This window comes from Streptomyces sp. SM1 (genome assembly GCF_002910825.1).
GTDB lineage: Bacteria > Actinomycetota > Actinomycetes > Streptomycetales > Streptomycetaceae > Streptomyces > Streptomyces okerensis.
Window position 1 is genome coordinate 1 of the sequence record NZ_NEUB01001039.1, and the last position, 13,601, is coordinate 13,601.

The window sequence follows — 13,601 nt, forward strand, 5'->3', positions numbered from 1 at the left end:
CGGGATGCGGTCGTTCCCTGCGGACGATCAGCCGCATGCCCTTGGGCCAACCGTGAAGGACGTCGCCGGTGAGCTCGGCGACCCAGGCCCCGTCCCGGACCTCACCGTCCGCCTCGACGGCCGGCGTCCAGGCCGAGGCCGGAACCTTCAGGACATGCTGGTGGACCTGCTCGGTGATCACCATGCCGACCGAGTAGGACAGCCACCGCCCCCGCCGGGCCAGCCAGGCCACGAAGTCGTGGGTGCCGCCCGCGGAATCCGTGCGGATCAAGGTCCGCCGGCCGCGCCGGAACCTGGCYGGCAGTYGGGCCAGGGCGAGCTGGGCGGTGGTGATGTGGTCGGCAGCGGTGTTCGAGYCCGCATTGCCCGGCCTGAGCRGGGCCGCGACGGGCTCCCCGGTGCCGCCCGGCCCGTGGTCGACGAACGCCATCAGCGGATGATGGCCGTAGCTCCGCTTCCAGGTCGGGGCCGCGTCCTCCTTCTCGGAGTGCGCGATCACCAGCACCCCGTCGAGGTCGACGGTCACCGTCCCGTCCGCGTCGGGCGCCGCCCGGCCGGCCAGCCGCCAGACCCGCTCACGGGCTTGGGCCCGCGCGGAGCGGATCGCCTGCAGGGCCTTCTCCCCGGAAGCGGCAAGGGCGTCGATCAGACGGGAGACCGTCGGATCGGAGGCCACCGGCCCGAACACGGCCGGCTCGGCCCGCAGCATGCCCACGTCCGCCAGGCAGTCCCCGCCCGACGCGACCGCCAACGCGATATCCAGCAGGACCTTCCCGGGATCGTGAACGGCCCGCGGCTTCCGCCACGGCGACAGCACCCCGGATATCGCCTGGTCAAGGCCGCTCTTGCGGACCGTCTCCACCAGCAGGACCGAACCGGCCTGCGAGACCACCGCCCGGCCGCCGCCCTCGGTACGGACACGCGGGTAGGACCCGATACGCTTCTTCACCTGGAGAGTGCTTCTTTCCTTGCGGCGACATGGACCCTAGACAAGTCCCATCGTTGCAGGTCAGGAGCACTCTCCGCTTATTTGATCAACCCTCGGACACCCCACCCCGTGAAAGCGCGAGGTTAGGGGGCAGGGCCCAGGACGCCGGACGGCGGCCTGCCGCCAGCCCAGTCGCTTGGAGGTCGCGGTGACCTGATTGTGTGAGGCTCCGGTGATCGCGGCGATGTAGGTGCGGGCGAGGGCCGGCTTTCCGCGCCAGGTCACCGCTGGGATGGGCAGGTCACCAGCGAGAAGCGGTTCCATGAAGGCCTTGAGCGAGGCCAGTGAGGCGGGAGTGGACTTGTTGGCGGCGGCGGCCGCGCGAAGTCTCTCCATTTCGACCCAGGCGGTGAGGATGTCGTCGCTGAAGTCCTCGACCATGCGGATGGCCCAGATCAGCATGGGGCCCATGGTCTGCTCGGCGATCGCCTCGGTGGTGTTCTCTCCCTCTGCGGTCGCCGCCGGCAGATAGTCGTCCACTCCTTCGGTCTCCCAGGGTGGGCAGCCGATCCCGCTGGGCCGGCTGCTGAGCTGGTCGAAGGCCCACAGCCTTGTCATGGAAGCCAGCATGTAGTGCACCGTGATGCGAGATGCCCCGCTGTCCCGCAGCGTGTGGCCGTATTCGCCTAGCACGTGCGAGGTGCAGTCGCTGAGCTTGGTGATGCCGCGTTCGGTGAGCCACTCGGCCAGCCGGGCCCAGACTCCGACGGTCTTGCTGGTCGACTCAGGGCCCTGCTGCGACCGCCAGGACGGACTGCGTGCACGCAGGAAGACGGACGACAGCTCGTTGTTGATCAACATCCAGACCAGCAGGCGCATCTCCTCGCGGAGTGCTTCGGGGAACGACGCCAGGTGGATCGTGTTCTGTGTGACGCCTGGATTGCCGTTCATGGGGATCAGGGGCCAGGACGGGTCGGCGAAGCACGCGATCGGCCCCGTGTAGCCGTCGACGACGCGGTGGGCGGGGATGACGGGTGTGTCCGGTCCGGGGAGGGCGGGAAGCTGAAGGGCCGCGGTAGCCGTCACTGGTCGAGGTCTCCGTTGAGCAGGTAGTCGATGAGTTCACGGTCGCCGGCGGTGACCTGCGTCAGGGCCTTGTCCCAGTCCGCTCCGAGGAGACGTTTGAGGTGTTCCAGCCGAGCGTGTGCGTCTCCCCAGTCGCTCTGCCACTGGCCGGGATCCATGACGGTCCGCAGGTTGTCCAGGGCATGGTGAAGATGGGCGAGCCGGCTGTGGTGAGCGGGATGAACGCGGGCGTTCGGGCAGGCCAAACACATGAGGAACGAGGCCCCGCAGCCCCCGTCGCCGCTGGGGAAGGGACTGTTGTCGTAGTCATGGCAGTCGGCGGTGGCCGTCGGATGGTCCGCCGGATCGGCCGTCTCCCGCACTTGGGCGGCGAACGTCACCTCACGGGCCTTGGTGACGACCGCCTCGGCCGCTGCCGCAATGACCGGAATGGCTGCTGCCTGGGCCCGGGGGTCAGTCAGGACGTAGGTGCTGTCGTGGGTGTCCTGGCTGTTCTGTCCGGGCTCCCGGCGGTGCACCACGTTCACTGTCCGGCGCCCCCGGCGAAACGGTGAGGACGCGAACCCCTCCGCCTCGGACCACACCTTCGCGGCCTGTCCAGTGATCCCGAACCGGAACAAGCCGGCGCTGTCCTTCTTCTGCCGTTCGGGGCTCTCGGCGTTGTCGGGCCTGGTAGTGCGCCAGATGACGAAGCGATCCGTGCCGGGGCGAAGTTCGTGGACAGCTGCTCGTGCGAAGACGGTGGCCTCCAGGGCCTGTGTGATCAGCCGGCCCGGGGTGTCCGCCCCGTAATCGGTGAGGTTACGGGTCTCGAAGTAGTGGCCGCCGCCGCGCTTGCGTTTCTCCAGCTCGACCCGGTAGATCCGGTTGCCGTCCGTGCCGGCATCCGGCGTCGCCCGCGGCACCGCCAGACGGCTGATCACCGAAAGGTTCCAGCCGTGCTCGGCCATCAGCAGCACCCCGAGCGCAACCGCTTCCATACGGGTCAGGAAGAGTCGCTGCCACGTGTGCCGGGAATTCTCGCCGCCCAGAACTCTCATGTAGCGGTGGATGATCCGGTTGCCGTGTGTCTCTGTCGCGTAGCAGGGAGGCTCACCAGTCCGAGCGATGCAGTCCAGTGCCTCACCCAGCAGCCATTCGTCGCTGTCCCGGGCGAAGGAACCCGACCGCCAGTCGGCCAGGTGCCGGGCGTTCTCGGTGATCCTCAAGTGTGCTGACCGGAACGTTCGCCGTGCCCGGGAGGTGATCGCGGCGAACTCGGCGTCCTCGAAGGACGTCTCCGTCACCTTCGGCTGGGGTATTCGCTTGGACAGAGCTTCGCGTGCGTCGGCCGTCAGCCGAGGATCATCCAGCAGCAGGCCGCTCACCACGGTGAGTTCCTTGTAGCCGATCGTCTGCGTGTTCCTGCGGCTGAGTTCCCACTCCTTCCAGACCGCTGCGGTCAAGGCATCGAGGTCGGCCACCGGTTCCTCAAGCGCGGACAGGTGCTCGGCGAACGTCTCCAGATGGACCCAGTGGTGTCTGCTGGTTAGGTGAGAGGCCCACCTGCTCGGAACGCAGCGGGCGGCGAACAGCCGGGCCAGCGACCTGCGCATGGCGTCGGAGACCGGCAATTCCCGGAAGTCGTAGGTCTCGACATGTCCGTCGCCGTCACGGTGCTTGACGACGAACCCGTCGGAGACGAGGACCGGTGGCCTGCGCTGGGGAGTTGTCGGCAGCGACGCTGTCCGACCCCGCCGGCTCATGCCGCCGCTCGCGACGGAACCCGCATCTTCGCGTCGATGTCCTGGATGCCCTCGGCTTCGCGCGCCAGGCGAGCGAACACATCGTCCATCTCCCGCTCTGTCTGCTCCCCCTGCCTGCCCGCCGGTGCGGTGGCCAGCAAGGACCTCAGCTGCAGATCGGCGACCGGGGCTCAGATACCGCTCCCGCGTGGTCTCGATGTGAGAGTGGCCCAGCAAGTCCTGAACCATCCGCCAGGGATCCCCATAGAGAAGCCGGTAGTCCCGCCGTTCCTCCGGGGTCAGACCCATCCGCTGGTCCAGCAGATGGTGCAAGATCACCAGCATGTAGAGGGCGAAACTGTGCCGGCAGGAATGGGGAGTCGCATAAGGGGCCTTGCTGCTGTGCGGATCCAGCCGGCGTTCCGATGCCGGGTCCAGAATGGCCCGGCACCGCTTGTTGGCCGCCGTGAAGACGTTCTCCCACGAATGCGGCTGAAACGGCAGGCCTCTTTCGTTCAGCCACAACCACAACGGCTCGGGACCGTTCGGCCCCTCGGTGTACCAGGTCATGCGCTCTTCTGCGAGCGCGTCCGTCAGCGCGACGCGGCCCATGGCGCCGTCGCGGTCTTGCCAGTGCACGATCGGCTTGGGGCCGCGTGTCACCTTCGTAACCAGCCGCATGTCCCTGACACCGTCGTATCGCCCCTTCGCCTGAGCCTTGCGGATCACCTCGGCTCGAGAGGAGTCGACGTAATTCTCGATGTCACCGACCACGCCAGCCGCGACGTAGTAGGTGCGGGCCTGCTTGGATCGTGTGACCGCCGCCGCCAGTCGGCCGGTGTAGTAGCGCCCGCCTTCGAGCCGGAGTGAGGGGACCTCGAACGTCAGCAGCGAGGCTCCTTCGAGCCGTCGCAGCCCGGACGAGTACAGCAACCGCACAAACGCGACGTTGCGGTCCTCCAGCCGTCCCACCCAGCCCGGGGCGCGAAGCCCGTCAGCCCCGCGTCCCCGCAGTCCGACATCCACCCAGAGCCGGAATGTACGAGGGGTCAACCAATGCACATTGCTGGCCTTGGTGTTCTTCGCCTTGTCGTCCGGGACCTCGATGATCTGTCCATAGCGGCCGGTCACTTGGTGAGTAGGGACAGGATTACGCGGCACGAACGCGTTCCTCGGCTTCGACGCCCACTTGTACAAGCTCATCAGCGCTGCCAGTTCGCGGACCCACTTGTTCCCGCCGACACGAACAGGGTTATCCAGCGAATCCTGACGCTAGTACTGGAAATCATTCACGTCGGATTCCACTGCCTGCGTCCATATCTTCCCGCGGAGCCAAAGGAAGTTGAAGAATAGGCAGTGATCAGTGGTGTAGTTCCGCTTCGTCTCTGTCGTGTAGCCCCGGAAGGGGCTACTGATGGTGTAGAGACTGAGCAGCTCATCCACTCGGTAGTCCGGTGCCAGGAAGATCGGATCCCCAGGACGAACCCCCACAGACTCCTCTCGCTCCGCAAGATCAGCCCACCCTGCCAACGCAGCACTAGGAGGCCCCTCCATCGCCGTCGTCGGCACCCAAAACACACGCCACTTGCTCACGTAGCCACCCTGTCAGATCGGCTTCAACACACCGATTCAATAGGGAACACGTCCCACTTCTGCTCCAGCCAGGGGGTGACGTCGACGGTGGTGGTGGCGTACGCGTCCGGCACCGCGAGCACATCTTTGCCGACGGCCTCCAGAAGCGGCCCGAGTTCGCCGACACCGGACTCGGGGTGCGTGGCGAAGTACAAGGCGTGGGGTTGCCAGGGCTTCCCTGCTTCAGGGTGAAGGTGCGGGATGCCCGCGTCCTGAGCGGCGAGGAGAGCGGCCTGGTGGGTGCGGCGGTGGTCCGGGTGGCCGGTCAGCTGGCCCAGGGCGTCGTGCGTGACCACGATGTCGGGGCGGAACGAGCGGATCTGGTGGACCAGGGCGGCGACCACCTCGTCGAGCGGTGCGTCGATGAGCCGGGGACGGCCGGGAGCCGCCTGCGGGTTGCGGGCATCGCCGTATCCGAGCATGCGGGGCGGACCCGCGCCGAGCGCCTGCAAGGCGTTGGCGAGTTCGGGAGCGCGCGGGCTGTCGGGTGCCCATGTCATGGTGACGACGGCGGTGGGCGCGTGCGCGGCGGCGTGCTGGGCGAGGACGCCGCCGGCGAGGAGGCTCTCGTGGTCGGGGTGCGCGAACACGCCGAGCAGGGGCGGCATCGTGGAGGACGCCGCTGTCTCGGGGATCAGCTCGTCGGAGTCAGGCACGCTGTCCCCCTGCGGCCGAAAGGCTCAGTGTGCCAGCGGGGGTTCGGCCCGGCCACTGGAAGACAAGTCGTGCGCTGTGCTTGTCGAGCACGTCACCGGGCGGCAGTTGGTCGTCGGGCGTTGCCGCTGGGTGGACGGTCATCGGCGGGTAGCCGCTCTCGCGCACCTCGCGGTCCCAGACGCGCACACACTCCGCGAAACGCTCCGCCACCTCGTCTGCTGCTGGGCCGTAGGCGTGGATGAAGAACTCGGTGAGACGGTCGGCCGGATCCGGGGCGTCCTTGACCTTGCGGTAGGTCAGGTAGGCGAGGGAGCCGTCCGAAAGCATCGCCGCTGCGTCCTGCTGCGCCACCAGCGTGGAACCTTCCTGCGCGGTCAGGCGGCAGAACCCAGGCAGCGTCGTCGCGGCGTAGATCTGCAAGGTCTCGAAATTGAAGGTGCCCCGGACCACCAGGCCGGTGGCGAGCTCGCGGCGGGGCCCGCGCAGCGCCTGCTCAAGTCCCGCGGTGTCACCGGGCTCGCCGTCTTCCCACCGCACGGTGACCTCGCCTTCGGCCAGGGGGACGACGGGGGCCGTGCGGGCGGCGGCGCCGCGGTCCCGCACGAACCCGCAGTACGTCCAGTGCTCGCAGTGCAGCACGTCGCCGCGCCGGACCAGGGTGAGGGAGCGGGTGTAGCCGCCCATCTCCAGCGGCACCACCAACCGTGCGCCCTCACGGAGTTGCTCGCGCCAGGCCGGGGCGACGTCAGCCGCGTTGTGCGTGATCACCACCCCGTCGAACCCCTGGCCGGGGACGTGGCCCGGTGCGCCGAGACCACCGTCGCCTAGGACGGCGGTGACCCGGCCGCTGCCGGCCTCCGCGCCCAGCCGCTGCGTGCGGTGCACCACGTACGGGTCGACGTCCACCGTGACGACCCGTCCGGCCGGTCCGACGACGTGGGCGAGCAGCTCCGCGTTGTACCCGCCGGAGCCGACCTCGAGGACGGCCGCCCCGGGCGTCAGCTGGAGTTGCTCGGCCATGTCGGCCTGGAGCCAGGGGGCGCTGACCGAGCTGGTCGCCCGGCCGTGCTCGTCCCGGCGGGTGACGACGGCCAGGTCCTCGTCGTAGACGGTCTTGAGGTCCGTCTCCGGTGCGAACCGGTGCCGGGGCACCGTGCGCAGCGCCTCTTGGACCACGGCGGAGGGCGCCCAGTCGCCGGCGATGACGGCCTCTGCCATGCGGTGGCGCAGCCGGACGGCTTCGGCCGGTTCCCCGGGTACCGGCGGGTGTTCGGCGGCGGTCGGGTAGGCGTTGACGGTCGGCAGGCCGGGGATGACACCGGGCCAGACGGCATCCAGTGCGTTCGCGGCCGGGGTGAACACCGGGCCGAGACATCCGAGACCGTGGGGGTCGTGCCATTCCCAGCGGGTGAACTTGTGCGGCTCCGCGGTGGTGAGGGTGCCGGTGAAGCCGGTGATCCGGATCACGGCGGTCACCCGCGGGACGCCCTGGGCGGCGTCGGTGAGGATGGACACCACGCTGGCGCCGGTGGCGTGCAGGCCGGTCTCCTCGGCGAGCTCGCGTACCCCGGCTCCGTCCAGCGGTTCCGCACCGTCGATCTTCCCGCCCGGAGCCTCCCACATGCCGCGTTTGGACCAGCCGAGCAGGACACGCCCGTGCTCGTCGGTCACGACGGCCAGCGCCCCGGCAACCGCGTAGCCGGTGGCCGGCACGGATCGCTCCATGGCGACCGTGTCCGCACACGGACCGCGCAGGACCAGCGCCGCCAGGTCGCCGACGGCGATGCGCTGCACGCTCGTCCATCCGCAGGTGAGGGCGGAGATCTCATCATCGTCCAGTGCGATGTGTCGCTTCTCGGCCGGGGTGTGCGCGGCCAGCGGGGTGATGACCAGCATGGTGCCGCCCTCGCGCAGTCGGCGCCCGAGCGCGTGCAGGACACGGGTGCGGTCATGCAAGAAGGCCACCGAGAGGCGGAAGACCACCAGGTCATAAAGGTCGTTGCCCAGCGGGGCGGGGTCGTCGCGTTCGACGTCCAGGCACAGCCACCGCACCTCCGCGTCGGGGTATTCGGTGCGGGCCTGCTCCAGGGCGCCCTCGGCGAAGTCCGCTCCGTCGACGGTGTACCCGAGCGAGGCAAGGTACACGGACATCTCGCCCGTCCCGCACCCAACGTCGAGCGCGCGGCCGCCCTCGGGCGCCGGCGCGTGCTCGACGATCAGGCCCTTCTCGTCGTCCCCGAGCCGTCGGAAGCCTCGCCCCTCGGTGTAGCGCTTGGACCAGTCAGTCCGGGTGATTCCCACAGATCGCTCCTCGTTCGTGAAAGGCAGGCGGTGTCAGGGCAGTTCGACGGGTCCGTACAGGGCGGCCGGCTGCTGGGTCTGCAGTGCCCAGTACCGGTCGCCGAACGACCAGTGCCACCATTCGGTTCGGTACGGGACCATGCCAGCGGCGGCAAGGGCACGGCTCAAAGTGGCCCGGTTCGTGCGGGCCGGGCCGCTGAGGCCGGGGGCGTCGGTGTAGCAGGCGCCGTCGGACTCCTCCGGTGAAGCGTTGACGCGCGTTCCCATGTCCAGCTCGCGCCCCTGGTGGTCGATCAGCGGCACGTCGACGGCCGCGCCGGCGGAGTGCGGCGCAATCTCCGGAGGCGACACGAAGCGGCTGGCGGCCGCCCGGAGCTCGGCCGCCTGCCAGTCCGGGTGGCCGCGCGCGAGCTCGTCGGAGTACTCCTCGAAGTACCGACGCTGCAGGGCCGGCGGCCGGAAGCCCTCGACGAACAGCAGCGACACACCGGTGGGAAGCAGCGACTGGGCGTGCAGCAACCGGGCAAGAACGCCTTGCCGAACGTGGGCCCAAGCGCCCGCCGCGTCCCGTTTGCGGTCGTCGACCTTCAGACCGTGCGCGCGGGCGTCGACGAGGACCTCGCCGCACTCCTGGACGGGGATCGCGGCGACTCTCCGGTCGGACATCAAGACAATGTTGCTGGCGGTCACGCGTTCCCCCAGGTGTCGACGTATGCGGCCACGCCGGTGCGACGGGCCTCCTCCACGGAGCGCAGCCGCACGAAATCGCGGGCCGGCATCAACGCCTCCCACTCGGCCAGAGGCAGAACGCGGGCCTCGTCGTGCTCGCGCGCGTTGAGGGTGAGACCCCGGATCTGTGCATCGGTGAGGCGCCCGCCATCGAAGACGAGCTGCAGCGTGCTGTACGGACGCTGCGCCCGGGGCTGCCCGTACACGGTGGCCAGCAGCCGGGGCGGGCCCACGGCGGTCATGCCGGTCTCTTCCCGGCACTCGCGCACCACCGCGTCCCAGGGCCGCTCGCCCAGATCCATCGCGCCGCCGATCATGTGCCAGGGGTGGCCGGGGGAGTAGGCGGAGTGCAGCTGGAGCGGCCGGTCGTCCTCGTCGGTGACGTAGAGGCATACGAACGCGGCCGCCCGGGGCAGTGCGTCGGCGTACTGCTGCGGCGGCACCCACGCCGAATCCGGCTGCCCACCAGGCGCGAGACCAGCGGGTGGGCGGTGGCGGGTCATCCGCATGAGCGCCGGGTTGCCGCTGAAGCCGAGCTCCCGGTACAGGGGCGCGGCCTCCGGGCTGGTGTGCAGCTCGAACAGTGTGACGTCCTCGACGTCGGCGAGGTGGTCGAGGAGAGAGGAGACGACGGCCCGGGCATAGCCGCGGCGCCGGTGCTCCGGGTGCGTGGCGACCAACTGCACGCGGGCGGCCTGGCCCCGGGGGTAGGCGGGCGCCGCCAGGACGGGGTGGATCAGTCCGAGGGCGCAGGCGGCCATCGTGCCGTCCTGGGCGTCGACGACGAAGGCCCGCGCATCTCCCTCGGGCGTCAGCCGTGGCGCCAGCTCGTCCGTGCACTGGCGGACCCAGTCCTCGGTGAACGGTGCGGACAGGATGTATGCGGAGCGCATCCGGGTGATGGCCTCGGCGTCAGTAGGCGTTGCCGCGCGGACCGGCGGTCGCCCGGCGGCGTCATGCGGCTCGGCCGCGGCAGTGGGTGCCGTGTCGGGGTTCACGTCGCATCTCCTGTCGGTGAGAGGGCTGCACGGTGCTCGGCGCGCAGCCGGGCCAGGGTCCGCCGGCCGCGTTCGACCAGCTCGGGATCGCGGTGGGCGACGCCGTACGCGATCCCGCTCACGGAATCGAGCGCTGCGTCGATGACGAGGCGGGGTTCCTCAGCGGCGGTCAGGGACCTGCCGTACCCGGCCAGAAACGCCTCGAACAAGTCGACGCGGCCGGCCCAGGCGTCGGACAGGCGGACAAGGTCCCGTACGGCCGGGCCCGGCTCGCTGCGCTCGAAGTCGATCACCGCGACGAAGACATCAAGGGCGTCCGACTCGTCAGGGGTGAACAGGACGTTGCGGAGCTGGAGATCTCCGTGGGTCTCCACCCATTCCAGCGGTGGTAGGTCCTCGGCCTGCCGGACGAGCTCGCGGACGAACTCCTCATCACCCGGGAGCAGATGAGACCGTGCTCCGGCCAGGTGCCGGTCGGCCTTGGTCACGGCCGGGCCGCTGCCGGCCGGAGCGGGCCGTGGGGGGGAGGACTGGTGGATGCGGCGGGCCAGCGCGCCGATCCGTTGGAAGACAGCCCTCTCCCGGTCCGGTGCCAGAACGGTGCCGTGCAGCGGGTGGCCCGGCACCGCGGTGAGGACCACCGCCCGCAGGGTCTCGTCGGCGGCGACCAGCCGGGGCGCGGCCGCCCCCAGCTCTCGCGCCCACGTCCGTAGTCCTCGCACCTCCCTGGAGTGGAACCGCTCGCTCTGGTGCACCTTCACGTACCAGGTGCCGCTTTGGACGCCGTGGACCCGCCACACGCGGCTCTCCTCGCGCGCCCATGACGTATCCGTCCACTGCGTGATCCGGCCGACTGCCTGCTCCGCGAACTCCACCACCGCGGCGTCGGGGCGTGCGGTAGACGCCTGGCCGGTCACGTCCGGCACGAGGCGCAACCGGTCGGCGCCGGGGTCGAAGGCGATGCTGTCGCCGGGCAGTTGGAAGTGCACGGCGAGGCGTGCGCCGGCGCTGTAGGCGTCCAGGCCTGCACGGCAGTACGCCACCATCTGGGCGGGCAGCGCGTGAAGGGATGCCCAGTCCATCGCGTCGCAGACGTCCGGCTCCGCGATCCCGGGCGCGCCTTTCCACCTCCGGACCTCGAAGAAGTGCCCGCTACGGCTGGCGCCTCCGGGGCTGCGGTGGTGGTACGGCGGCCCGCACGTCGGCCGGGTCGATGACGACACCGGTCTCCTCCCGCGCCTCGCGGATCAGGGCGGTGACGACGTCCTCGTGCGGACCGTCCAGATGCCCCGACGGCAGGTGCCACAGGCCGGCGGCGTACACCTGCCCGGCCCGCCGCGACAGCAAGATCTGCGGCCCGTCAGCGGTCTCCCGGCGCAGGATCAGGTGGACGTCCACCGGCTCGGTGTGCCGCTGCCCGCCGCTCATCGCGCTCCCTCCGGACGTCGGGCGAGCAGAATCCTGAACGTCGTCTCCTCGACCAGAGACCCGTCCATCGCGTGCGCGTGGAGAAGTGCGAGGGCCTCGTCCTCGAACGCCTGATGCCGCTCTGCGAAGAGGCCAGACCCGGCGAAGGACGTGGTGCGCAGGTAACCGAGTACCTTCCGCGGCGCCCAGGTGCGGGTCACGGGGAAGAGGTGTTCGGTGACGTCCTTGAACGCTGAGGCGGCGAGGTCCTCCTGGTACGAGCGGCGGGGCTCGGCGTAGGAACTGCGGGCGCCCGCCCGGCGCTCGTCGCCCAGGTAGAGCTGGATCAGCTCGCGCAGCGCACGGGTCCAGTCGGCGTCGTGGGTCCACAGGCTCCCGTCGCCCATGATCGCCACTGCGGCACCCGGTGTGGCGACCCGGTCTGCCATCTCCAGGACCGACGGACCGTCCATCCAGTGGTAGGACCGGCAGCAGGTGATCAGGTCCGGGCCGGAATCCGGTTCGCCGGGCAGCGTCGCGAGCGGCTCGTAGGCGTCGGCCGCCGCGTGGACCAGGGTGAGGGTGCAGTTGCCGAGCACGGGGGCGAGGGCTTGCCCGGCCTGGCGCAGCATCTGCGGGCTGACGTCGACCGCTTCGATGTGCGTCAGGCCGGCGCTGGCGGACAGGAGCGCGAAGGGCACCTGCCCGGTTCCGGTGCCCAGGTCGAGCAGCACCGGGGAAGGGCGGCCCCGCAGCGCGTCGGTGAGCAGGCGCACCGCCGCGTCCGGCAAGCCTGGGCGGTGGCGGGCGTAGGTCGAGGCCGCGGCCTCGAACATTGCCTCCTGCTCCGGTGGGAGGCCCGGAATGGGACCGTCGGGGTAGGTCACGAAGTGGCTCCCTCATCGTGCGGGTGGGGGGCGGGTAGTTGCCAGGACAGGCGTCCGCACTCGGAGGCGGCCCGCTGCCTACCGTCCACGTCGAAGAGGAGGCGGTAGCGGTCTGGGGAGCGTGCGGCCCGCCACCGGTCGGCGAGGTCCTGGATCTCTTTCCAGATGTCCCGCGGCCCGTTGACGGTGACGCTCCAGCGCCGGTGGCCCACCGCCTCCGCGCGCATCCAGGATCCGCAGCCGGGCGCGCCGATCACGACGTGCTCGGCGCCGAAGTCCCGGACCAGGCCACCGCCGAGGAGATGGTCGGCCGCCAGCCAGAAACCGCGGTCGCTGTCCGGGGGCGGCGCCAGCATGCTCCGTTGAGTCCATGTGCCCGGCTCGGTGGCCATGCGCTGCCGGAACTCCTTCGTGAGCCAGATCCGCGCCACGCCGTGTCCCGCCCGGTGGGCGAACTCCACGGCCCGCAGCTCCGCCGTAATCTGCCCGTCGGCGGTGCGCTCGACAACGGCGAGGCCGGGCCACGACGGGGACGCACTGCTCACGTGCGCCAGCAGTTTGCCCCCGGGAGCGAGTTGTTCGACGAGGGCCGTGGGCACGCGCTCCAGCGTGTACGACACGAAGATCCGGTCGAACTCCCGCCCCGCAACGCCCTGTTCTCCTGACCCGCACACCACCTCCGGACGGAACCCGAGATCGGCCAGCCGGGCCGCAGCCGCGTCAGTGAGGTGCCGATCCCGGTCGAGGGAGACCACCCCCTGGTCGCCGCAGACCTGGCAGGCCACCGCGGCGGTCACTCCCGCTCCCGTCCCGACGTCCAGCACCCGCAGACCCGGACGCAGATCCAGCTCCTCCAGCAGCGAGGCGGTCAGACCCATCACCGTCGACATTGACGTGATCGACGCCCCCGACCGCGTCCCGCGCGCCCGGCCCACCAACGGCTCGCCGTCGTGCTGGACGAGCACACTGGCCCCGCCGTACAGCAGCCCGAGCAGCTCGGGGCGGTCCTGCGGCGCCGACCAGTCCAGCAGGTCCCACCGCGGCGGCTCCTCGCTCGGCGCACTGCGCCGTACGTACGCCTGCGGCATCAGAACCTCGCGCGGCAGGGCGAGCAGCGCCTCACGTACCGGGCCGGCCGCCAGATCGCCGGCCTTCTCCAGGCGGGCGACCATCGCTGCCCGGGCTGCAGCAGCACCGCGATCACCCCGGGTGCCGCGGCTGTCCGCCGACCCGGTGACTTCTGCCGTCTCCG

The 13,601-nt window shown here is 70.4% G+C and carries 10 protein-coding genes and 1 pseudogene; all 11 read right to left on the reverse strand.

Going from position 1 to position 13,601, the window contains the following annotated elements:
* Positions 1 to 949, reverse strand: a 949-nt coding sequence (locus B9S61_RS38300; RefSeq protein ID WP_103546286.1) for an IS1380 family transposase, incomplete at its 3' end; no start/stop codon positions are given.
* Between the two features lie 60 nt (positions 950 to 1,009).
* On the reverse strand, positions 1,010 to 2,014 hold the full coding sequence (locus B9S61_RS38305; RefSeq protein ID WP_103546287.1) for a hypothetical protein: 1,005 nt from the start codon (positions 2,012 to 2,014) through the stop codon (positions 1,010 to 1,012).
* Positions 2,011 to 4,935: a hypothetical protein gene (locus B9S61_RS43140; protein ID WP_258040103.1), complete on the reverse strand. Its 2,925-nt coding sequence runs from the start codon at positions 4,933 to 4,935 to the stop codon at positions 2,011 to 2,013. The genes B9S61_RS38305 and B9S61_RS43140 overlap by 4 nt, the downstream gene beginning before the upstream one ends.
* Positions 4,936 to 5,384: 449 nt before the next feature.
* A pseudogene (locus B9S61_RS38320) lies at positions 5,385 to 5,978 on the reverse strand (PIG-L deacetylase family protein); the annotation flags it as partial.
* A 40-nt stretch (positions 5,979 to 6,018) separates the two neighbouring features.
* Complete coding sequence (gene fxlM, locus B9S61_RS38325; RefSeq protein ID WP_103546289.1) at positions 6,019 to 8,328, reverse strand: methyltransferase, FxLD system; 2,310 nt, start codon at positions 8,326 to 8,328, stop codon at positions 6,019 to 6,021.
* Between the two features lie 33 nt (positions 8,329 to 8,361).
* The gene (locus B9S61_RS38330) at positions 8,362 to 8,994 is read right to left on the reverse strand and encodes a M15 family metallopeptidase (protein WP_181007731.1); all 633 of its coding nucleotides are present in this window, start codon (positions 8,992 to 8,994) and stop codon (positions 8,362 to 8,364) included.
* Between the two features lie 20 nt (positions 8,995 to 9,014).
* Positions 9,015 to 10,055 (reverse strand): GNAT family N-acetyltransferase, encoded by a 1,041-nt coding sequence (locus tag B9S61_RS38335; protein WP_103546291.1) that lies wholly within the window; start codon positions 10,053 to 10,055, stop codon positions 9,015 to 9,017.
* Complete coding sequence (locus B9S61_RS38340) at positions 10,052 to 11,137, reverse strand: aminoglycoside phosphotransferase family protein (protein ID WP_258040104.1); 1,086 nt, start codon at positions 11,135 to 11,137, stop codon at positions 10,052 to 10,054. Before B9S61_RS38340 ends, B9S61_RS38335 begins: the two co-directional genes overlap by 4 nt.
* Before the next feature lie 70 nt (positions 11,138 to 11,207).
* Positions 11,208 to 11,483 carry an NUDIX domain-containing protein gene (locus B9S61_RS43145; RefSeq protein WP_258040105.1) on the reverse strand — a complete coding sequence of 92 codons (276 nt, stop codon included), beginning with the start codon at positions 11,481 to 11,483 and terminating at the stop codon, positions 11,208 to 11,210.
* On the reverse strand, positions 11,480 to 12,349 hold the full coding sequence (locus tag B9S61_RS38345; protein WP_258040106.1) for a class I SAM-dependent methyltransferase: 870 nt from the start codon (positions 12,347 to 12,349) through the stop codon (positions 11,480 to 11,482). Before B9S61_RS38345 ends, B9S61_RS43145 begins: the two co-directional genes overlap by 4 nt.
* A complete protein-coding gene (locus B9S61_RS38350; protein ID WP_103546293.1) occupies positions 12,346 to 13,521 on the reverse strand; it encodes a protein-L-isoaspartate O-methyltransferase in 1,176 nt (391 codons plus the stop codon). The genes B9S61_RS38345 and B9S61_RS38350 overlap by 4 nt, the downstream gene beginning before the upstream one ends.
* Positions 13,522 to 13,601 lie beyond the last annotated feature (80 nt).

Excerpts from the sequence above, each read along its gene's own strand:
- B9S61_RS38350 (WP_103546293.1), bottom strand. The coding sequence starts at position 13,521 with ATGGTCGCCCGCCTGGAGAAGGCCGGCGATCTGGCGGCCGGCCCGGTA.
- B9S61_RS38330 (WP_181007731.1), bottom strand. The coding sequence starts at position 8,994 with ATGTCCGACCGGAGAGTCGCCGCGATCCCCGTCCAGGAGTGCGGCGAG.
- B9S61_RS38340 (WP_258040104.1), bottom strand. The coding sequence starts at position 11,137 with ATGGACTGGGCATCCCTTCACGCGCTGCCCGCCCAGATGGTGGCGTAC.
- B9S61_RS43145 (WP_258040105.1), bottom strand. The coding sequence starts at position 11,483 with ATGAGCGGCGGGCAGCGGCACACCGAGCCGGTGGACGTCCACCTGATC.